This window comes from Collinsella sp. AF04-24 (assembly GCF_003465685.1).
Lineage (GTDB): Bacteria > Actinomycetota > Coriobacteriia > Coriobacteriales > Coriobacteriaceae > Collinsella > Collinsella aerofaciens_AP.
This window is the reverse complement of the sequence record NZ_QSBK01000002.1, coordinates 1-19,882: the sequence shown is the minus strand read 5'-3', so window position 1 is coordinate 19,882 and position 19,882 is coordinate 1. Positions and strand designations below refer to the sequence as shown.

Annotated in this window: 18 protein-coding genes and 5 tRNA genes; 5 read left to right on the top strand and 18 right to left on the bottom strand. The window is 59.9% G+C overall.

Annotated features, from left to right (window positions below):
• The 11 genes from carA to rpsF form a co-directional block, all read right to left on the bottom strand.
• Complete coding sequence (carA, locus tag DWV32_RS01080; RefSeq protein WP_117584039.1) at positions 1 to 1,440, bottom strand: glutamine-hydrolyzing carbamoyl-phosphate synthase small subunit; 1,440 nt, start codon at positions 1,438 to 1,440, stop codon at positions 1 to 3.
• Positions 1,441 to 1,647: 207 nt separating this feature from the next.
• The gene (locus tag DWV32_RS01075) at positions 1,648 to 2,613 is read right to left on the bottom strand and encodes a hypothetical protein (RefSeq protein ID WP_117584038.1); all 966 of its coding nucleotides are present in this window, start codon (positions 2,611 to 2,613) and stop codon (positions 1,648 to 1,650) included.
• A 19-nt stretch (positions 2,614 to 2,632) separates the two neighbouring features.
• Entirely contained in the window at positions 2,633 to 4,405 is a 1,773-nt protein-coding gene (locus DWV32_RS01070) for an ABC transporter ATP-binding protein (protein ID WP_117756932.1), read from the bottom strand.
• Between the two features lie 247 nt (positions 4,406 to 4,652).
• Positions 4,653 to 5,348 carry an NUDIX domain-containing protein gene (locus tag DWV32_RS01065; RefSeq protein ID WP_187361800.1) on the bottom strand — a complete coding sequence of 232 codons (696 nt, stop codon included), beginning with the start codon at positions 5,346 to 5,348 and terminating at the stop codon, positions 4,653 to 4,655.
• A gap of 21 nt (positions 5,349 to 5,369) precedes the next feature.
• Positions 5,370 to 6,674 (bottom strand): phosphoribosylamine--glycine ligase, encoded by a 1,305-nt coding sequence (gene purD / locus DWV32_RS01060; protein ID WP_117756931.1) that lies wholly within the window; start codon positions 6,672 to 6,674, stop codon positions 5,370 to 5,372.
• 118 nt (positions 6,675 to 6,792) lie between these two features.
• Entirely contained in the window at positions 6,793 to 8,079 is a 1,287-nt protein-coding gene (locus DWV32_RS01055; protein ID WP_055251352.1) for an adenylosuccinate synthase, read from the bottom strand.
• Positions 8,080 to 8,172: 93 nt separating this feature from the next.
• The gene (gene dnaB / locus DWV32_RS01050) at positions 8,173 to 9,570 is read right to left on the bottom strand and encodes a replicative DNA helicase (RefSeq protein ID WP_006235827.1); all 1,398 of its coding nucleotides are present in this window, start codon (positions 9,568 to 9,570) and stop codon (positions 8,173 to 8,175) included.
• A 218-nt stretch (positions 9,571 to 9,788) separates the two neighbouring features.
• The gene (rplI, locus tag DWV32_RS01045) at positions 9,789 to 10,328 is read right to left on the bottom strand and encodes a 50S ribosomal protein L9 (protein ID WP_022094073.1); all 540 of its coding nucleotides are present in this window, start codon (positions 10,326 to 10,328) and stop codon (positions 9,789 to 9,791) included.
• 15 nt (positions 10,329 to 10,343) lie between these two features.
• On the bottom strand, positions 10,344 to 10,610 hold the full coding sequence (rpsR, locus tag DWV32_RS01040) for a 30S ribosomal protein S18 (protein WP_006235829.1): 267 nt from the start codon (positions 10,608 to 10,610) through the stop codon (positions 10,344 to 10,346).
• 72 nt (positions 10,611 to 10,682) lie between these two features.
• A complete protein-coding gene (locus tag DWV32_RS01035; RefSeq protein ID WP_006235830.1) occupies positions 10,683 to 11,135 on the bottom strand; it encodes a single-stranded DNA-binding protein in 453 nt (150 codons plus the stop codon).
• A 48-nt stretch (positions 11,136 to 11,183) separates the two neighbouring features.
• Positions 11,184 to 11,477, bottom strand: coding sequence for a 30S ribosomal protein S6 (rpsF, locus tag DWV32_RS01030; RefSeq protein ID WP_006235831.1), 294 nt, complete (start codon positions 11,475 to 11,477; stop codon positions 11,184 to 11,186).
• A gap of 505 nt (positions 11,478 to 11,982) precedes the next feature.
• On the opposite strand from rpsF, the gene DWV32_RS01025 reads away from it, so the two are divergent.
• The 5 genes from DWV32_RS01025 to DWV32_RS01005 all read left to right on the top strand — a co-directional run bounded on the left by DWV32_RS01025 (position 11,983) and on the right by DWV32_RS01005 (position 15,783).
• A tRNA-Ser gene (locus DWV32_RS01025) sits at positions 11,983 to 12,073 on the top strand.
• Between the two features lie 48 nt (positions 12,074 to 12,121).
• A tRNA-Ser gene (locus tag DWV32_RS01020) sits at positions 12,122 to 12,212 on the top strand.
• A gap of 418 nt (positions 12,213 to 12,630) precedes the next feature.
• Complete coding sequence (locus DWV32_RS01015) at positions 12,631 to 13,638, top strand: hypothetical protein (RefSeq protein ID WP_147346199.1); 1,008 nt, start codon at positions 12,631 to 12,633, stop codon at positions 13,636 to 13,638.
• 203 nt (positions 13,639 to 13,841) lie between these two features.
• The gene (locus DWV32_RS01010) at positions 13,842 to 14,531 is read left to right on the top strand and encodes a trimeric intracellular cation channel family protein (protein ID WP_229057814.1); all 690 of its coding nucleotides are present in this window, start codon (positions 13,842 to 13,844) and stop codon (positions 14,529 to 14,531) included.
• Between the two features lie 106 nt (positions 14,532 to 14,637).
• Positions 14,638 to 15,783: a polymer-forming cytoskeletal protein gene (locus tag DWV32_RS01005; protein ID WP_117756929.1), complete on the top strand. Its 1,146-nt coding sequence runs from the start codon at positions 14,638 to 14,640 to the stop codon at positions 15,781 to 15,783.
• Between the two features lie 129 nt (positions 15,784 to 15,912).
• Here the strand turns inward: DWV32_RS01005 and typA are convergent, their stop codons facing one another.
• The 7 genes from typA to DWV32_RS00970 form a co-directional block, all read right to left on the bottom strand.
• The gene (gene typA, locus DWV32_RS01000) at positions 15,913 to 17,751 is read right to left on the bottom strand and encodes a translational GTPase TypA (protein ID WP_117756928.1); all 1,839 of its coding nucleotides are present in this window, start codon (positions 17,749 to 17,751) and stop codon (positions 15,913 to 15,915) included.
• 117 nt (positions 17,752 to 17,868) lie between these two features.
• The gene (locus tag DWV32_RS00995; RefSeq protein ID WP_089572580.1) at positions 17,869 to 18,318 is read right to left on the bottom strand and encodes a hypothetical protein; all 450 of its coding nucleotides are present in this window, start codon (positions 18,316 to 18,318) and stop codon (positions 17,869 to 17,871) included.
• A 30-nt stretch (positions 18,319 to 18,348) separates the two neighbouring features.
• On the bottom strand, positions 18,349 to 18,705 hold the full coding sequence (locus tag DWV32_RS00990; protein WP_117756927.1) for a hypothetical protein: 357 nt from the start codon (positions 18,703 to 18,705) through the stop codon (positions 18,349 to 18,351).
• A gap of 33 nt (positions 18,706 to 18,738) precedes the next feature.
• Positions 18,739 to 19,239 (bottom strand): bifunctional nuclease family protein, encoded by a 501-nt coding sequence (locus DWV32_RS00985; RefSeq protein WP_117756926.1) that lies wholly within the window; start codon positions 19,237 to 19,239, stop codon positions 18,739 to 18,741.
• Between the two features lie 184 nt (positions 19,240 to 19,423).
• Positions 19,424 to 19,500, bottom strand: a tRNA-Ile gene (locus DWV32_RS00980).
• 4 nt (positions 19,501 to 19,504) lie between these two features.
• A tRNA-Ala gene (locus tag DWV32_RS00975) sits at positions 19,505 to 19,580 on the bottom strand.
• Between the two features lie 67 nt (positions 19,581 to 19,647).
• Positions 19,648 to 19,724 (bottom strand) — tRNA-Ile (locus tag DWV32_RS00970).
• Positions 19,725 to 19,882 lie beyond the last annotated feature (158 nt).

Genomic DNA, 19,882 nt, shown 5'->3' with positions numbered 1-19,882 from the left:
TTAGTTCTCCTCGGTCGCAGCGTTCTCGGACTCGGCGAAATTCCAGCCGGCGAGGCGGTCCTTCGCGGTGTCGATGTCCAGGTAGTTCTCCTCGCCGTCCATGAGTCGCGTAAAGGCGGTAAAGAGATAGTGGGCATCGGTGGGGCCGGGCGAAGCCTCGGGGTGGTACTGGACCGAGAAACACGGGGCGTCGAGCAGCTGGATGCCCTCGGCGGTGCCGTCGTTGAGGTTCACATGTGTCAGGCGAATGCGACCAAAGCGCTCGTTCATCACGACCGGCGCGACGCCGCGACGCACCCAGGCGCGCAGGTCGCCATCGGCCGCATGCTCGGTTTCGCCGCCGGAAAGCTCCGGAATCAGTTTGCCCAGACTGGGGAACAGCAGGCCAAAGCCGTGGTTTTGCGCGGTGATCTCCACGCGACGGCTCACCAGATTCATAACCGGCTGGTTACCGCCACGGTGACCGAATTTAAGCTTTTCCATTTGGGCGCCGCAGGCCAAGCTGATCATCTGGTGACCCAGGCAAATACCAAAGACCGGCACCTTGCCGATCAGCTGCTGCACCTGCTCGTAGGTCTCCACCACGGCATCGGGGTCGCCGGGGCCGTTGGACAAAAAGACGCCATCAGGATTCATGTCGAGCACCTGCTGGGCGGGCGTATCCCACGGCACGACGGTGAGGTCGCAGCCGGCACGGACCAGGCCCTCCAGAATACCGCGCTTCACACCGCAGTCGTAGGCGACCACTTTGTGACGGGCAGGAGCGGCAGCCACAAGCGCAAAGCCATGCGTGGCAGGCAGGTCGGCGGCCACAAACTCGTGAGGCGCGGGACAGCTCACGGTCTTGACCAGGTTCTCGCCCACCAGCGTGGGCGCTGCGTCCAGACGCTCGGCGAGCTCGTCGACGTCGAAGATCTCTGTCGAGATAATGCCCATCTTGGAACCATTGTCGCGCAGATGGCGCACCAGAGCGCGGGTGTCGACACCCTCGATAGCGACGATGCCGTGAGCGCGCAGGTACTCCGGCACGCTGACGGCCGAGCGCCAGTTAGAAGGCGTGGCGCACATGTCGCGAACGATCATGCCGCGCATAGCCGGAGCGCTCGCAGGGCGCACGGCGTCGCCGGGGAAGGCCGACTGGACATCGGTCTCGTCGATACCGTAATTGCCGATCTGCGGATAGGTCATGGTTACAATTTGGCCGGCATAACTCGGGTCGGTCATGACCTCAAAGTAGCCCTCAAGCGAGGTGTTGAAGCAGACTTCGCCGGTCGCGGTGCCCTCGGCGCCGCATGCACGTCCATAAAAAATGGTCCCATCCTCAAGATACAGGATACAGGGACCGCAGGCGCCCTTGCTGGTTTTGGCCAGCATACGCTGGCAAAGCTCGCTGGGCGCGAAGGTGCGGGCGGCAGCGCCCGCGGTATGGTTGTTCGCCATAATTCTCCTTCCCGGTCTCACAGGACCGGCTTAAAGGTGTGTAGTTAGGCCTCGCGGTATTGTAACCGCAAGCATGCCTCATGGCGTTAATTTCATCGAAATGTTTACGAAATGATAATTATGACTTTCTATGCATAATGATTTTTTAATCCCCGTCCCGGAAAAATCATCCCGCGGGGCTTGTGGCTCACGCGGGATGATGGCGTCTTATTTTATCTTGTCCTGCTCCAGCAGTTCGGACGGTGTGCGATCGGGCTTGCCGCCGCGGAAAATCTCGCGGCCATGCAGACGATGCTCCAGGTCACGTTCGGCCTTTTCCTCGTCAATCTTGGTCTGGCTCACCACCGGGTCCTCAATCAACGACGACACCGAGTTCACCTGCTTCTGAATGCGCTCGGCGATGGTGTCATCCATACTCACGATGCGCATCTTCCAGTCGATACTCGTAGCGTTGGATGAGCTCTTGGTCCACACGAACGTCAGGATGGCGCTCTGGTGGCCCTGGGCGGGAAACATGCCAAAGAAGGAATCGTGCTGAATGTTGCTATCCTCGTCGATATAGGCGTGAACGTTATACACCACGCGGTCGATCTTATCGTTGAGCAACGCGTTGGTCGCAAGCGCCGCGGCCTGAATCTGCCCGTTGGACAGCAGCTCGAGCTCGTTGGCAGACGATGTGTCCAACACCGTCACCTCGACCGTGCCCGTACGCTCATCGGCTTCATCGACGGTAAAGTCGAGCGGGAACTGCGTAAAGCCGTTGCCCCACTCAAGGCCGCCCTTCAGCGCCGTCGAAACGGTATCGACCGAAACGCTCTCGGACAGGTTGGCGGTGTTCAGGCGACGCATCACGCCGTAGCCAATCTGCATGCCCACAATCAGCACCAAGATGCCAATGACCACGGCCATCGCGGTCTTCGTAATGGTATGACTCACCTGCGAACCCGAAGGATCATCCTCGGACAGCGGGTCGATATGTTTTGCCTGGCTCGCGCGGTCCTCGCTGCGCAGCTGCGCTAGCGCCGCTTTGTCACCGCGCTTGGCCGCAGCCTCCTTCTCACGCATGCGCTCGGTTCGCTTTTTGGCAAGCGTGGGATCCAAGACACCGGATGCATCGATTTCGGAGAATAACTCCGTCACTTCTTCCGGAGTCAAAGGGTTCTTGTCAGCCATAAACTTCCTGTCATATCAATCAGTCGAGCTCGTGCGCACGCGCACCTTCGAACTGCATTCGATAGTAACGGGCATAGGTGCCGCCACGGGCGAGAAGCTGTTCATGCGTGCCACGTTCCACAACGCGACCATGCTCAACGGTCGCAATCTCATCGGCGTGTTTAATGGTCGAGAGACGGTGGGCGATGATGATTGTGGTACGGCCGCGTGCCAGCTCTTCGAGCGACTCCTGGACCGCCTCCTCGCTCTCGTTATCCAAAGCACTCGTCGCCTCGTCCAAAATCAGGATCTTGGGGTTCTTGAGAAACACGCGCGCAATGGCAACGCGTTGCTTCTGTCCGCCCGAAAGACGGCTGCCACGCTCGCCCACGACCGTGTCATAACCCTGTGGAAGCGACTCGATAAAGGCATCGATGTTGGCGCGACGGGCGGCCTCGGCGATCTCTCCTGCCGTAGCGCCCGGCTTGCCGTAGGCGATGTTCTCGCCAATCGTGCCGTCAAACAGATAGACATCCTGCTGCACCAGGCCGATGGCGCGACGCAGGCTCTGCTGCGTCACATCGCGCACGTCCTGGCCGTCGATGCTAATGGATCCGGCAGCCACGTCATAAAAGCGCGGCAGCAGCGAACAGGTCGTGGACTTGCCGCCGCCCGAAGGGCCAACCAAAGCGATGGTCTGCCCAGGCTTGATGGACAGATTCATATGGTCGATAACGGGACGCTCTTCGGCATCGCCCTCGCCCAGCTCAACGTCCTCGTAGTTAAAGCACACGTCGTGATACTCCACGGCGCCGGCAGTCACCTGCAGATCCGTAGCGCCCGGCTTGTCCTGGATATCCGGCGCGGTCGAGAGCACCTCGTCCATGCGCTTAAAGCCGGCGATGGCCTTCTGATACGTTTCGGCCGAATTGACAAGTGTCTCGAGCGGCGTGCAGAACAGCGAAATATAGAGTGCAAAGGTCGCCATATCGACCGCCTGCAGCTGTCCCTGGGCGACCAGCCAGCCGCCCAGCAGCACCACGATCACATAGAGCACACCCGAAAGCAGGCCATACGTCGCGGTATAGACGCCCATGGCGTGATACATGTTCTCCTTGGACGAAAGATAGCGATTGTTGGAGGCGCGGAACTTGAAGCGTTCGGTCTCCTCATTGGCAAAACTCTTGACCACGCGCATGCCCGCCAGCGAATCCTGCAGCTGCGCATTGATGCCGCTGATCTTTTTGCGGTTGTCGCTAAAGACCTCGCGCATGCGCATGTTCTGCCAAAACATGATGACCGCAAACGCCGCCGTCACCACGGCCATGGCGAGCGCCAGCACCGGGGCGATGGTAAAGAGGATCACAAACGAGCCGATAATCTCGATGCCGCAGATGATGATCCACTCGGGCACGTGGTGCGCCGCCTCGCAGATATCGAACAGGTCGTTGACCACGCGGCTCATCATGTCGCCCGAGCTGTTGCGGTCAAAGTACGCAAAGCTAAAGCGCTCATACTGGTCAAACAGGTCCTCGCGCATCTTGGACTCCATACGCGCGCCCATCACGTGACCCCAATAGCTCACAAAATAGCGGCAGGCGCAGCGGGCGGCATACATCAGCACCAAGCCCACCGCAATCATGCCGAGCGCCTGCATAATGACAGCCTGACCCTGAGTAAAGAGCCCACCGGTCAAATTGCGCAGGATAATGGGGAACGCCAGGTCAATGGCGGCAAGCACCAGAGCACAAACAGTATCAGCAACAAAAAGCCCCATCTGGGGCTTGTAGTACGAAAGAAACCTTTTAAACATGCAATCCTCGAAGAGAAATAAATAGCGTGAGAAATCCGGTTGAACCGGTCAGGCTGAAAACAAAGCGTCCCAACAAGCATAACGCCGATGTTCTGGCAGCGTCAGCGAAAACGTCCCTAAGCGAGCAAGGTGCCTTGAAAGAGGAGCGACGCGTACTTCGGTACGCGAGCGACGATTGAAAGGCAGATTGCCGCTTAGGGGCGTTTGCAGCGTCGACTCGTTACGCGGTTTGGTAAAACCGCGTAACCTAGAGCTCCGCGCCCCCAAGGCGATGCGCGATGCTATCGCAGGCCAAGGCGCCCACGACGGTCTTGGCGTCTTCGATCTTGCCGTCGAGCACGGCGTCGATCAGCTCGTGCAGCGGCACCAGGTCAACGTTGACAAACTCGTCATCGTCGGGGCTGGGCGCATCAAACTCCAGCTTGGTAGCCAAGTAGATGTGAATGATCTCGTCGCAAAAACCGCAGGACGTGACAATCGACGTCAAAAAGCGAATGCGACCGGCCCTAAAGCCCGTCTCCTCGTGTAGCTCGCGCTTAGCGCAATCGAGTGGGTCCTCGCCCGGGTCGAGCTTGCCGGCGGGAATCTCGACCGTCACGCGGTCGATGGCGGTGCGGTACTGACGCACCAGTACGATCTTGCCGCTCTCGGTCAGCGCCACAACGGCCGCCGCACCCGGATGGCGAACGATATCGCGGGCACTGCGGCGACCGTTGGGCAGCTCAACCTCAAGACGGTGGACGTCGAGGATCTTGCCCTTCCAGGCGCACTCCTCCGAAAGAATCTTCTCGTGCAGCTCGGCATCGTGCGGGTCGTCGTCGCCCAGCACCAGCGCCGGCTCGTCAGCGACCTCGCCACCAGGTTCGCCCTCGGCGTGCCCATACATGCGGCTGTCCTCCTCGACGATCTGTGCGTCCACGAGCTCTTCGTTCTTCTCGTCCATCCGTCTCATTCCTCTCGGATTTTAGGCATCCCAGGCGTCGCGGCCGCGCAGCGCACGCAGGCCGATGTCGTGGCGCAGGGTCTTACCCTCAAAATCAATCTTCTCGCAGGCCTCGTAGGCAAGGTTGCGAGCGTTCTCGAACGTGTCGCCCAGAGCGGTCACGGCAAGCACGCGGCCACCATTGGTCACGAGCTGGCCGTCCACCACGGCAGTGCCCGCGTGGTACACGGTCACGTTCTCCATGGCCTCGGCATCGGCAATACCGGTGATGACCTTGCCCTTCTCGTAGCTGCCGGGATAGCCCGCACTCGTCAGGACAACGGCCACGGCCCACTCGTCACGCCAGTCGAGCTCAATCTGATCGAGCTCGCAGTTGGCGCAGGCCAGCATGACCTCGACCAGGTCGTTCTTAAGGCGCGGGAGCACGACCTGCGTCTCGGGGTCGCCAAAGCGGGCGTTGAACTCCAGCACCTTGGGGCCGGCGGGGGTGAGCATAAAGCCGCCATACAGGCAGCCGCGGTAGTCGATGCCCTCGGCAGCAAGCTCGGCAACGGTCTGCTCCATGACCGCCACCATGGTGGCGTGCTCCTCGTCGGTCACGATGGGCACCGGGCTGTAGACGCCCATGCCGCCGGTGTTGGGACCCTTGTCGCCCTCGAGCGCGCGCTTGTGGTCCTGCGAGGTGGCCATGGGGCGCACGGTCTTGCCGTCGGTAAAGGCCAAAAGCGAGCACTCGGGGCCGGTCAGCATCTCCTCGATAACCACGGTGTTGCCGGCATCGCCAAAGGTGCCGCCAAAGCACTCGCGCACGGCCTCCTCGGCCTGCTCAAGTTCGATCGCCACGATGACGCCCTTGCCCGCGGCAAGGCCGTCGGCCTTGACGACCAGCGGGGCGCCCTGCTCGCGCACGTAGGCGAGAGCCGAAGCCTCGTCGGTAAACGAGCCGTAGGCTGCCGTCGGAATGCCCGCGCGCTCCATGAGCTGCTTGGAGAACAGCTTGGAGCCCTCCATCTGGGCGCCCTCGGCACCCGGGCCAAAGCAGAGAATACCCGCCGCGCGCACGGCGTCGGCCACACCCGCCACGAGCGGAGCCTCGGGGCCAATTACCACGAGTCCGCATCCGTGGCTCTGCGCAAACGCCGCCACGGCCGCAGGATCGCAGTCGTCGAGAACAACGTTCTCGCCGCAGCTCGCGGTGCCGCCGTTGCCCGGCGCGATGTAGAGCTTGCCGGCGCGCGGTGATGCTGCGAGCTTAGCTGCCAAAGCATGCTCACGGCCGCCGCTGCCCAACAACAGGATGTCGATGGTTTGAGTGTCCGCCTTCAAGGGTGCCTCCTCTATGGATGAATGGCCCGCTCCGCGCGAGCCCTTTGCAAGCAAATATACCCCTCGGCCGCCCGCTTGGGCTGCAAAGGGGTATATCGCAATAACCAAATAGTCCCGATTACTTCCAGAATCGGTTGATGATCTGCTCGCGACCGGCGCCGACGCCAATGAACGTCACGCGGGTGTGTGCCAGATCCTCGATAAACGCCACGTAGTCCTGAGCCTCCTGCGGCAGCTCATCAAAGCTGCGGCAACCGGTGATGTCGCACTTCCAGCCGGGGAGCTCCTCGTAGATGGGCTTGGCATGCTCAAAGCGCACCTGATGCTCGGGCACGCTGGTGTAGCGCTCGCCATCGACGTCGTAGGCCACGCACACCTTGATGGTGTCGAAGGCCGAAAGCACGTCGAGCTTAGTCAGGGCGATATCGGTGAGGCCGTTGACGCGTGAGGCGTAGTTGGCGATGGGGCCGTCGAACCAGCCGCAGCGACGACGGCGACCGGTGGTCACACCGTACTCATAGCCCTCCTCGGTCAGCGTGTGACCGGCCTCGGACTCATAGGAAAGCTCGGTGGGCATGGGGCCCGAACCGACGCGGGTGATATAGGCCTTCATGACGCCCAGCACGCGGTCGACGTTCTTCATGCCCACGCCGGAGCCGGTGATGGCGCCGCCGGCGGTGCAGTTGGAAGACGTCACGTACGGATAGGTGCCGTGGTCGATGTCGAGCAACGTCGCTTGGGCGCCCTCAAACAGCAGGTCCTTGCCCTCATCGATCATGTTGTTGAGCAGCAGGCTCGTCTCGGTGATGTAGGGACGCAGGCGCTCGGCCATGGGCAGGTACTCGTCGCAAATCTGGTCCACGGTGTAGGTGGGCAGGTTGTAGATGAGCTCAAGCTCGGGGTTCACGCGGGCGAGAGCGGTCTCCAGCTTGTCGCGGAACAGCGCCTCGTCCAGCATATCCTGCATGCGCAGGCCAATGCGGGCCATCTTGTCCTGATAGCACGGACCGATACCGCGCTTGGTGGTACCGATGTTCTTCTTGCCGAGCTTCTGCTCAAAGGCGCCATCCAGGTCGATGTGGTACGGCATGATGACATGCGCGTTGCCGCTAATCTTGAGGTTCTTGGTGGTGATGCCGTCGGCCTCGAACATGTCGATCTCCTCAAGGACAACCTTGGGGTTGACGACGCAGCCGTTACCGATCACCGACACATGGTCGGAATACATGATGCCGGAGGGCACCTGGTGCAGGCCGTACTTCTTGCCGTTGACGACGATGGTGTGGCCGGCGTTGTTGCCGCCCGAGTAGCGCACGACGGCATCGAAGTCGCCGGCGACCAGGTCGCAGATCTTACCCTTGCCCTCATCGCCCCACTGGGCACCGACCAAAACGGTTGACGGCATGTTTACTCCTTACATTCATGGACTGTCTACGCGCCACGCCGGCACGCAGAAGCACAAAACATTCCCAGTATACCCGTGCAACGGGCGCCTGTCCTACTCCTCGGCATGTGCCCCATCAAGCTCATAGAACTTGGTGGATGCCGGCAGGAACATCAGGTCGACGTCGCCGATCGGGCCCGAACGGTTCTTGGCCACGACGATACGCGTAACGCCCTCGTCGGGTCGATCGTCGCGCGAGGCTTCGGCCTCGTCGGCGGAGCGGTCCAAGAACATAACGATATCGGCGTCCTGCTCGATGGAGCCCGATTCACGAAGGTCGGAAAGCTGCGGGCGCTTGCCGGTACGGGATTCGACCTGACGCGAGAGCTGCGACAGCGCGATGAGCGGGATCTTGAGTTCCTTGGCCATGATCTTCAGACCACGCGACATCTCGGAGACCTCGACGGTACGGCTCTCGGAGCGGCGTCCCGGCGGAGGACTCACCAGCTGCAGGTAGTCCAGGATGATGATGGCCTTCTCCTTGTTGTGGAGCATGCGGCGGCTCTTGGCGCGAATCTCGGTCACTGTGGTGCCGGGCGTATCGTCAATCAGAATATCGAGCTTGGACAAGGTCTGCGTGGCCTCGTTGATATTGGCCCACTGCTCGGGGCTAATGCGGCCCATGCGGAAGTCACTGATCGAAATCATGGCGTAGGCGCAAATCAGACGCTGGGCAATTTCCTTGCCCGACATCTCCAGCGAGAAGAAGCCGACGGTATAACCGGCCGCGGCAGCGTTGAGCGCCAGATTCAGGGCGAACGACGTCTTACCCACAGCAGGGCGGGCGCCGATGATGATGAGCTGGCCCTCGCGAAAACCCATGAGCATGCGGTCGAGCGACGGGAAGCCCGTGGGCACGCCCGCAGCCTGGCCGCCTGCCTGGCACACTTCCTCGGCCTCGTTATAGGCCTCGACCATAAACTCGGTCAGCGTCTTGTAGCTCGACTTGACCTCGCGCGCCGTGACCTTGAGCAACTTGCTCTCGGCCAGCTCCACGACCTCTTTGGTATCGGTGGGAGCGTTATAGGCCAGCGCGTTGATCTCGTTGGTGGCGCCGATCAGCTCACGCAGCATCGAATCGCGGCGAACGATAGCGGCATGGTGCTGCCAGTTGACGAGCGACAGGGTCTGACCCATCAACTCCAAAATGTAGGCCTCGCCGCCCACGGCATCAAGCTTGTTGATGCTTCGCAGGTAATCGATCAGCGAGATGGAGTCGATGGGAATGCGGCTGTTGTACATATCGACCATCGCGGTATAGATGGTCTTATGAATGGGCCGGTAGAAGTCATCGGGCTGCAGCTCGACCTGGGCCTCTTCGACCACCTCGGGCGATAGCAGCATAGCGGCCAGTACATTGGCCTCTGCATCTTGGTTTTGGGGAAGACCCAACTTGGAGCCGCGGTCCTCAACCGTCAGCCCGGTCTCCCTATCGTCATATGCCATGAGCATCCTCATTCATATCGCTTGCGAGCATCCATAGTATCAGCCACGGTCCCAAAACGCGCCGCGCGCCGCCAATCATCACCGAACCAAACGGATGAACGGTCCTGTATATAGGACTTCGACGCAACGTTCACCATGACACTCACTCAGCGCAAAAAACAAAAGGGCGCCCTGGTTTCCCAGAGCGCCCTTCTTAGAACAAGATTGTTGCGTTGCAGCAAATGCTACTCGGCAGCAGCCTCAGTCTCGACCTCGGCGGTCTCGGCCTCGGCGACCTCAGCGGCCTCCTCGACCTCAGCCTCGGCAGCGAGCTCCTCGGCGGTAACGCCGACGAGAACGACAACCTCGGCCTTGATCTCGCGGTACAGCGAGATGGCAACGGTGTGGGCACCGGCAACCTTGATGGGCTTACCGAGCTCGACGCGCTTGCGGTCGATGTCCATACCGAGCTGAGCCTTGATGGCGTCAGCGATCATAGCGGCGGTAACGGAGCCAAAGAGGATGCCCTCGTCGCCGACCTTGACGTCAACGGTGACCGTCTTGCCCTCAAAGGCAGCCTTGGTCTCGTTGGCGGTAGCCAGACGGACGGCCTCGCGCTTGGCGATGTTGTTGCGACGCTCGTCAAGCTGCTTGAGGTTGCCCTTGGTGGCGGCAACAGCGAGCTTCTTGGGGAACAGGAAGTTCTCAGCGTAACCCTGAGCGACCTCTACGACGTCACCCTCGCCGCCCTTGCCCTTGATCTCATCGAGAAGAATAACCTTCATGATGCGTCTCCCTTCTTAGCCGCGGTCGCGGTTGCCACGAGAGGAAACCACGGGGACGGTGTACGGCAGGAGAGCCATCTCGCGGGCGCGCTTGATGGCGTTGGCGATGTCATGCTGATGCTGCGTGCAAGCGCCAGTGACGCGACGGGGCTTAATCTTGCCACGGTCGGTCATGTACTTACGGAGAAGCTGAGTGTCCTTATAGTCGATGAACTCAGTGTTCTCCTTGCAGAACTGGCAGTACTTACGACGCGGCTGACGTGCAGAAAAATCATTAGCCATGTCAAAATACCTTTCGTTTGGCAACTTCGGCGAACCGAAGCCGCCTCTCACTCAAAAATAGGTGAACAACCCTTAGAACGGGATGTCCTCATCGTAGACGTCGACCGCGGGCGGCGTAGCCACCGGTGCGGCAGGACGTGCTGCGGGCGCGGGAGCTGCGGGGGCGTAACCGCCCTGGTCGTAGCCACCCTGGCCACCACGGGAGCTCATAAACTCGATCTCATCGACGATGACCTCAAGCTTGCTCCGGCGCTGGCCGTCGCGCTCCCAAGAGCTGTAGCGCAGCTTGCCCTCGATCGCGACCTTGTTTCCCTTTGCCAGGAAACGGCTCACGGCCTCGGCGCGGGTGCCGAACATGGTGCAGTCGACAAAGTTGGGATAGTCCTCCCACTCGCCAGTCTGCGCGTTGCGGCGACGATCGTTCACGGCGACGCCAAAGGACAGAACCTGGGTTCCGCCGGCGGTGGCGCGCAGCTCGGGATCGCGGGTGAGGTTACCGGTGATGTTCACTCGATTGATGCTCATAACTCACTACTTCCTCTTGGGGCACAAGCCCAGTCCAAAACGACAGTCTTACTCCTGGTCGTCGCGACGGACGATCATGTGGCGGACCACAGCGTCGGTGATGCGCAGGACGCGATCAAGCTCGGCGATCTGGGTAGGATCTGCGTGGAAGTTGATGAGGGTGTAGTCACCATCGGTGAGGTCGTTGATCTCGTAGGCGAGCTTGCGCTTGCCCCACTCGTCAACGGAGTCGACCTTGCCAGCGCCCTCAGCGATCGTGGTATCGATACGCTTCATAACAGCGAGACGAGTCTCGGGGTCGAGCGACGGGTCAACAAAGAACAGCAGTTCATAAGCCTTCATATTGTCACCTCCTCTGGGCAAATGTGGCTTCAGGTCGTGAAGGTGCGCCTGAAGCAGGAAAAGACTTGGTAATAATATCTTTCAACCTCCTAGGCTGCAAGAATATGCAGCTACAACCTCATGACCTCCACATATGTCCATGCTCACACGGCACTTCATGCGCATTCCAACCAAATGCTGACCAAATGCTTGACGGATCTGTGTTCAAGATACGGTGCCGTGGGGACAAGCTGAGCCAAGCCGCAGGTCAGCGGGCACAAGGCTGTGGTCGCAAAATGCATACCAGTGGCCCACAGCACCACCCAAAGATTTTTAAATTCATTGCCAAGTCGCTTATGAATACCCTTTTTTGAACAATTGAGTTGATCAACCACGCTGGTCGGAAGCCGTTTTTTGGGACCTCAAGCCCCACTGCAGCGCCAAGCACGGCCAAGCGTTTTAAAAAATGCCAACTTTTCTGTTTGCACTTTGCGATTCCTCGTGTATACTGACTTTCGCATTTAACGGAGAGTTGTCCGAGTGGCCGAAGGAGCACGATTGGAAATCGTGTAGGCGTCAAAAGCGTCTCCAGGGTTCAAATCCCTGACTCTCCGCCAGTTAATTCCAAAGCAGGCCTTCGAGCCTGCTTTGTTTTTACCCCACGCGGAGGGGTGGCAGAGTGGTTGAATGCGGCGGTCTCGAAAACCGTTTGGCCTGTATAAGGTCACGAGGGTTCGAATCCCTCCTCCTCCGCCATTTTGGTTGAGAAAGCTCCCGAAAACGGGGGCTTTTTGTTTAGAGTCCCTTACAAGCAAATACGGCGGAGGAGGAGGGATTCGAACCCGCCAGGGCGCAAAGCGTAAAGAAAACGCGCCAGTGGCGCGTTTTTAGCGCAGCGCGGTCGGCGCAAGCCGACCGAATAAATTTTGAGCTCCGCTCAAAATTTAGACATCCCTCCTCTTCAACCCACACCCCCATCACGTTCAATCCCAACCCAACATCCCAAACATGTACATTACCCTCCAAAGATGTCAAAAAATGTCGTTTTTGGAGGGTGGTGTACACGTTTGTATATGACACACGCCGTGCATGAGTCGGCTTACTCGCATTCGGTATATTTCCCCACCTCAACGGACATAAGAGTTGGGTATCGACTCAGAGCGAGAGGTCCCCAATGGATACCCCTGTTCTCATTTCGCATAAAACTGCATGGCTCGTCCATCACGCGCCGCAAGGCCGGGTTCAAGCGGTCGCGCAACACGGCTACCAGATAGGCGCAAGAGGTCTCTCCACCCAGCAACGCATCGCGCGCATACGACAGGCCCTCACCGACTGCGGCATTCCGCCCGATATGTTCAAGACTATCGATATCTCCGTAGTGTTTGCTTTCGAGCGAATTCGCACCAACGGCGTCACTTGCCATGTTCTCGGCCAAAGCCTACCCTATGGCCATATTGACGAGCTTACGCCCGGCATCTTTATCACCGACGAAGCCTTCACCTTCGTGCTCGCCGCCGAGTGGATGGATAGAATCGAATACCTCGAGTATGGCTACGAAGTTTGCGGCGACTATCGCATGGGCCTTAATCCCTCTGACCCTTATACCGAGCAACCAGCAACCACCTCCAAGGACGAAATTGTCGAACTGCTCGATCAACACCCTGGCAAACCCGGTGCCACACGCGCGCGACTCGCGCTCAGACATGTCTACGACCACTCGGTCTCGCCTATGGAGGCTGCATCGGCAATCGCACTTTCACTTCCAACAAGCGAAGGCGGCGTTGGCATTCGAGGCATCGAGCTCAACCGACCGCTCGAGATCCCTCAACGTCTTTGGCATTGCACCAAAGCCCGAACACTCAAAATCGATGCCCTCATTACCTATAAGCGCAGAGAGCTCGGCATCGAATATAAGGGTGGCTTTCACGACGAGACTGGCCGTAAGGGAGCAGATGCGGAACGCGAAGCTGTGCTCGCCCAAATGGGTTATCGCATTGTCACACTCACCTCAGCGCAATTTGCCAGTCAACTCGCTTTTCACCGTGCCATGAACAATATCCGCGAAGCACTCGGTATGCCCCGCTGCACGGATGCCGAGTATCAGCGAAAGCAAAACGAACTGCGAAAGGCACTTATCCGCAACTGGAAGGGCACGAAGGACATAGAGACGCCCTCCGAGTAACGTCGCCCGCTCGGCGCGCGCCAAAACATGTACATCATCCGCCAAAAACGACATTTTTCGACATCTTTGGAGGCTGGTATACATGTTTGGAACCTATGACCGCACCCAACCCCTACCGTTTGCCGAGCAATAGGGTCGCAATCGCCGCCAACCATGTACTATGTACGGGCATTGTCCAAACCTGCAACTCAAAGGATTCCATCTTGCCCGTCGTCGCCGCTATGACCGTTACCTCACACGCCACGGATGCCATGGTCGCCATCCCGTTTTGGCTCGAAATGTTCGCCGTCGTCGCGGCTTCAATCTCGGGCGTGTTGGTCGCGCGCGAGCACAAACTCGACCTGGTGGGTGCAGTTGCGCTCGCCGTGGTCTGTGGCTTGGGCGGCGGTCTTTTACGCGACATGACGCTGCAGGTGGGCAACGTCTACATCCTCAACCAGCCAATGGCGCTGCCGCTTTCCATTGCCACGGCAGCCATCATCTATATTTTCCCGGCAATCGTCGACAAGCCCGAAAAACTCATTCCCCTGCTCGACATCATCTCGGTCGGCATCTACGCCGCCACTGGAGCAGACAAGGCGCTGGTCTACGGCTTTGCGCCGGCGGTGTGCATCATGATGGGCTTTTTCACCGCGGTGGGCGGCGGCATGTTGCGCGACGGCTTTATGGGCGTGGTTCCGGGCATTTTCCAACGTACTAACTTTTATGCCATCGCCGCCATCGCCGGATCGACAAGCTATGTGTGTCTCGTTATGAGCGGCATTATGAGCAATGTCGCCGCGCTGGTCGTATGCGTTGTCGTGACCATGGGTCTGCGCTGGCTCTCGCTGCGCTTTGACATCAAAAGCCCCACCGAAGAAGATATCGCGCGCTTCTTGCACCGTAAAAAGTAAACAGCACGGCACGACCCTTCGAAATGCAACCGAGAGGTTCTTTTAGAGCGCCCACGCGTTGGGTACCCTGTTAGGTGTATGTCGAGCATCTGACGAAGGATTCACTATGCCCTGTAATCAATTCCCGTCGACCCAGCGCCGTAAAGCGTGGGTCCGCATCACGATCCTATTCGCGCTCGTCGCCCTAGCGGTCACCGCACTTCCCACGGCGTCGTTCGCCGGCACAGACACCGCAGGCAACGTACTCGCGACCGACAATGACGCCAATTCGTCCGGCGTCGAAGGTGACCTGTACTGGGCAGGTCAGGCCCTCAACTTGGACGATGCGTCCATCGGCCGCGACATAATTGCAACAGGCGAGAGCCTCTCCATCCGCGACTGCACGGTGGGCGGCGCCGTCCGCTTGGCGGCGCGCACCATCGACATTGCCAAGACTACGGTTGATGGCAGCGTGACCGTTGCCGGCCAGCATGTCGTGCTCAATTCCGACAGCACCGCCAACTGTTTCTATGCGATAGGCGAGACGGTTGCCCTGCGCGGCTCTACCAAGTCGGCAGCGCTTGCGGGCGATACGGTGACTATCGATGGCACCGTCGAGGGCGATGTCGAGGTTTGGGCCGACAAGCTCATCCTGGGCAAGAACGCCCGCATCACCGGCACCGTGAACGCTCACGTCTCCGAGGACCCCGAGCGTGCCGCGGGAGCCGAGGTCGGTGCGCTCAAGATCGACCGCACCGAGAACGAAGATACTTCCACCGTTAACGATGTCATCGGCGGTATCGTCGCCGCGGCGCTTTCCACCTGCTTTGTCGCCCTACTGCTCGAACTCGTCTTTCCGCGCGCAACCGCCAGCGCCGCCGGCATGCTCCACCAGCGCCCCATGCCCCTGTGGGTGAGCGGTCTTCTGGGCACGATTGCTATCGTCCCCGCCGTCCTACTGCTAATTATCTCTATCGCTGGTCTGTCGCTTGCCGGAGCCCTCATGTGCGGTGTTATTGGCATCGCGTTGGTGTCGAGCGCCTTTGCGGGGTGCGCGATCGCCCGCATGGTCGGACACAACCAGAACCGCTACGCCATGGCAGCCGCGGGCGGCGTGGCCGCGGGCGCGCTTACGGCAATCCCCCTCGTAGGCGATTTCATCAGCGGCGTGGCCTTTGTCTTCACGCTCGGCTATGTTATCCAGATCATCTGGCGCAACGCTCACCTCAAGTCGCAACAGCCGGCTAATACGCCGGAACTCCCCACCGCCTAGCCGCCAACCACCACAAAGGGGACAGGCACCTTTGTGGTGGTGCAAGCGAACCTGTCCCCCTTGCACCAAAAAGGGCGCCGACCATCGCGGTCGACGCCCTTTCTTATTGGCGGTTATAAGCCCCAGCGCTTATTTGTTGACCTGGCCGGCGCGGACGGCAGCCTTCTTGCGGTCGGTGGCGTTGAGCAGACGCTTGCGCAGGCGAATGTTCTTGGGGGTGATCTCGACCAGCTCGTCGTCGGCGATGTACTCCAGCGCCTCCTCCAGCGAGAAGGTGCGAGGCGGCACCAGTTGGACGGAGATATCGGAGGTCGAGGAACGCTGGTTGCCCAGGTTCTTGGTGCGGGCGATGTTGACGACCATGTCGCCAGCCTTGCTGCGCTCGCCCACGATCATGCCCTCGTAGCACTCGGTGCCCGGCTCAACAAACAGCTGGCCGCGCTCCTGCAGCGTACCCAGGGCGTAGGCAACGGCCTTCTCGGTGGTCATGGAGATCATGGCGCCGTTCTGACGGTTGCCGATCTCGCCGGCGTAGGGGCCATACTCCAAGAAGGTGTGGTAGAACACGCCCTCGCCGTGGGTGACGTTCATGATGCGGTTCTTAAGGCCCATGATGCCGCGGGTCGGGATCTTAAACTCGAGGTGCGTCACGATGCCCGAGGTATCCATGCTCGTCATGATGCCGCCGGAGGTACCGAAGACCTCAACGACCTTGCCCGAGTACTCGTCCGGGCACTCGACGACAGCCTGCTCGACGGGCTCCATCTTGTTGCCGTTCTCATCCTTCTTAAACAGAACGCGGGGACGACCGACCTGGAACTCAAAGCCCTCGCGGCGCATGGACTCCATCAGGACGGACAGGTGCAGAATGCCTCGGCCCGAGACCTCAACGCCGCTCTTGTCCTCGAGCTCCTCGATCTTCATGGTCACGTTGTTCTCGGCCTCGTTGAACAGGCGCTCCTTGAGCTGACGGGCGCCCACGATGTCGCCGTCGCGACCGACGAGCGGGGAGGTTGAGGCCTCAAAGACGATAGACAGGGTCGGCGGGTCGATCTCGATGGGTTCGAGCTCGACGGGGTTCTCGGGATCGGTGTAGACATCGCCGATATCGGTGCGGTCGATGCCCACGACGGCGGCGATGTCGCCGGCGCCGACTTCCTGGCACTCGGTGCGGCCTAGGTAGTCGAAGGTAAAGAGCTGCTTGACGGTAGCGGTGGCGCCGGAACCGTCGCTCTTGACGACCAGGATCTGATCGCCCTGGTGGATGGTGCCGGAGTACACGCGACCGATACCGATACGGCCGACGAAGTTGGAGTGGTCGATAGTCACGCACTGCATGGCCAGCGGGGCGTTCTCGTCAACCTCGGGCGCGGGCATGTCGTCGATGATCATATCAAGCAGCGGATACATGTCCATGTTGCCGTCGTTGGGGTCAAGACGGGCAAAGCCGTTCATGGCGCTGGCGTAGACCACGTGCTCCATGGCGAACTCGAGCTGGTCGTCGGTGGCACCCAGGTCGGCCATAAGGTCCAGGCAGTCGTTGTAGGCCTTCTCGGGGTTAGCGCCCGGACGGTCGATCTTGTTGATGACGATCATGATCTTAAGGCCGGTGTCGATAGCGTGACGCAGCACGAAGCGGGTCTGGGGCATGGGGCCCTCAAAGGCGTCGACCAGCAGCAGGGCGCCGTCGGCCATACGCAGCACGCGCTCGACCTCACCGCCAAAGTCGGCGTGGCCCGGGGTGTCGATGACGTTGATCTTGACGTCCTTGTACTCGATAGAGATGTTCTTGGCGAGAATCGTAATGCCGCGCTCGCGCTCCTGGTCGTTAGAGTCCAGGACGCGGTCCTCGACCTGCTGGTTGGCACGGAAGGCGTCCGTGGCACGCAGGAGCTTGTCGACCATCGTCGTCTTGCCGTGGTCGACGTGGGCGATGATGGCGATGTTCCTCAGATTGTCTACGCGCATGTAGTTCCCCTATCTTCTATCCATATACAAACGGCACGCGTATGCGGCCCGCCCAGCGATACAACGCTCAGCGGGAATATTGAGCCTTTTACCGAAAACTCGTTTATTTTAGCGATTTTAGATAAGAGGGGTTTCCTCACCTGCAGGTTCAGGGTCGCTCCACATAAAACCATCGCCGGCACCCATGCCCTCATACAGCACGTATGCCGAAAAACCGCTCTCGAGCGTGGTTTCGAAGAAGCTCACGAGCAGGGCGTCGTGATAGCCGCCGTCAATTTCGACACAACCGGTGTAGCCGATGGCATAGCGGGCGATGCGGCCCAGGCCCTCGTCCTTAAGACCCATCTTGTGCTCGGAGATAAAGTTGGTGGCCGCCTCGAGGCATGCCTCTTCGCCGTCCTCGTCGAGCGCCGCCAGATATCGGTTGGAAGCAGCGTCCTCGATCGCCACAACTACGCCCGGGTTCTCGCCGGCGGCAAGGTCGTCCAAGAACGCACCAATCAGGTCACACACCATGGCGTCGAGCTCGGCGGAGACGTTACCGGCGTCCTGCATATCCTGTGCCATCTTTAGACCTTCCCATCGAGTCTGGCGTCGTTACAGTTCTTGTGCCTCAGCAGCGATCTTGGCGGCAGCGTCGCGGGCGCGCATCATATCCATCGCGCGCTTGTCGAGTACCTTGATCTGGTTGGTCAGCATTACTGCATCGACCACACCCCAGATGACCAAGCCTGTTGAAATCGAAAACCCAAGCGCACCAACTGTACCACGAAGGCGCGAGCAGATTGCCGCGACAAGGGCGGAGACGACAACCATCTTGATAAACGAGCCGCGGCGCTCGCGAAGCGTGCGGGCCTGCGTCACATAGGCAATGCGTGCCGCCTCGGATGCCTCCGAGCGCATCTGGGCCTCGCGCGCAATGGCCGCCGCCTCAGCCGACATACCGCTGGCCATCAGCGAACACTCCGCAACCCTGCCGCCCCGCATTTAGAAGTCATCGGGGGAGAGCGTATGGACGAACTCGTCGAACTTCTCGAACTCCTGCTCGTCGTCGACATCCTCGGCGTGGGTGGAAACAGTGCCCAGGCGATTCATGATGTCGTCCTCCACAAACATGGGGGCATTGCTGCGCACGGCAAGGGCAATGGCGTCACTAGGGCGGGCGTCGATCTTGCGCTCCTCGCCATCGGCCAGTACGACGATCGTCGCGTAGAACACCGGCGGCTCGGCGCGAACGATCTCGATGCGCTCGAGTTTGGCGCCCAGGGCGTCAACGGTATCGAGCAGCAGGTCATGGGTAATCGGGCGCTCGGCGCGGCCGCTATCGATGCCGCGGCTGATGGCAGCAGCTTCAAACGAACCAGTCTGAATGGAAAGGGAACGCAGCGGCGCGGGCGAGTCCGATTTGCTGCTGCGCTCACGAAGCACGATAAGCGATGGCACGGGACCGGCGGCCATGACGATGGTCTCTATGTCGACACGAACCATGGAACACCTCCGGTACGTAGCGGTTAACACGCGGCAGCCCGCCGCATTGAATAGCTATACTACCCAATCTTTCGCACAGCACACAAAATCAAAGTAGTTAATTTGGGACGGGGCTTTTTTGACTACTTTCAGTAGGTAAGAAAAAAGCCCCGAGGCAACGCCCCAGGGCTCTTCACAGTTTTGATGGTGGACCTGACAAGATTCGAACTTGTGACCTCCCGGTTATCAGCCGGACGCTCTAACCAACTGAGCTACAGGTCCATCATGGTGGAGGTTAGGGGGATCGAACCCCTGACCTCAGGCTTGCAAAGCCCGCGCTCTCCCAGCTGAGCTAAACCCCCACGGAGACAGTAATAAACACCCCAGCGGCGACTCGGCTCTCGCTGGGGTGTTTATTGCGAAAGAAAGTGGTGGACCTGACAAGATTCGAACTTGTGACCTCCCGGTTATCAGCCGGACGCTCTAACCAACTGAGCTACAGGTCCATCGCGCAAGGGATATATTAGACGAGTCGTTACGCGCGCGTCAACAACTTTTTTGAAAATCTTTGAGGGGTGTCGGCCCCGGCTGCCCGTCGGCATGCGAAGTCGCCTGCTCGGACAGTCCTGCTCGCACGGAGAGCACATTAAGTGCTCTCCGGCTC

What these genes read in the sequence shown, in the direction of transcription:
- carA (WP_117584039.1), bottom strand. Translation starts at nt 1,440, where the DNA reads ATGGCGAACAACCATACCGCGGGCGCTGCCGCCCGCACCTTCGCGCCC.
- DWV32_RS01075 (WP_117584038.1), bottom strand. Translation starts at nt 2,613, where the DNA reads ATGGCTGACAAGAACCCTTTGACTCCGGAAGAAGTGACGGAGTTATTC.
- DWV32_RS01070 (WP_117756932.1), bottom strand. Translation starts at nt 4,405, where the DNA reads ATGTTTAAAAGGTTTCTTTCGTACTACAAGCCCCAGATGGGGCTTTTT.
- DWV32_RS01065 (WP_187361800.1), bottom strand. Translation starts at nt 5,348, where the DNA reads ATGGACGAGAAGAACGAAGAGCTCGTGGACGCACAGATCGTCGAGGAG.
- DWV32_RS01055 (WP_055251352.1), bottom strand. Translation starts at nt 8,079, where the DNA reads ATGCCGTCAACCGTTTTGGTCGGTGCCCAGTGGGGCGATGAGGGCAAG.
- dnaB (WP_006235827.1), bottom strand. Translation starts at nt 9,570, where the DNA reads ATGCTCATGGCATATGACGATAGGGAGACCGGGCTGACGGTTGAGGAC.
- rplI (WP_022094073.1), bottom strand. Translation starts at nt 10,328, where the DNA reads ATGAAGGTTATTCTTCTCGATGAGATCAAGGGCAAGGGCGGCGAGGGT.
- rpsR (WP_006235829.1), bottom strand. Translation starts at nt 10,610, where the DNA reads ATGGCTAATGATTTTTCTGCACGTCAGCCGCGTCGTAAGTACTGCCAG.
- DWV32_RS01035 (WP_006235830.1), bottom strand. Translation starts at nt 11,135, where the DNA reads ATGAGCATCAATCGAGTGAACATCACCGGTAACCTCACCCGCGATCCC.
- rpsF (WP_006235831.1), bottom strand. Translation starts at nt 11,477, where the DNA reads ATGAAGGCTTATGAACTGCTGTTCTTTGTTGACCCGTCGCTCGACCCC.
- DWV32_RS01015 (WP_147346199.1), top strand. Translation starts at nt 12,631, where the DNA reads ATGGATACCCCTGTTCTCATTTCGCATAAAACTGCATGGCTCGTCCAT.
- DWV32_RS01005 (WP_117756929.1), top strand. Translation starts at nt 14,638, where the DNA reads ATGCCCTGTAATCAATTCCCGTCGACCCAGCGCCGTAAAGCGTGGGTC.
- typA (WP_117756928.1), bottom strand. Translation starts at nt 17,751, where the DNA reads ATGCGCGTAGACAATCTGAGGAACATCGCCATCATCGCCCACGTCGAC.
- DWV32_RS00995 (WP_089572580.1), bottom strand. Translation starts at nt 18,318, where the DNA reads ATGGCACAGGATATGCAGGACGCCGGTAACGTCTCCGCCGAGCTCGAC.
- DWV32_RS00990 (WP_117756927.1), bottom strand. Translation starts at nt 18,705, where the DNA reads ATGGCCAGCGGTATGTCGGCTGAGGCGGCGGCCATTGCGCGCGAGGCC.
- DWV32_RS00985 (WP_117756926.1), bottom strand. Translation starts at nt 19,239, where the DNA reads ATGGTTCGTGTCGACATAGAGACCATCGTCATGGCCGCCGGTCCCGTG.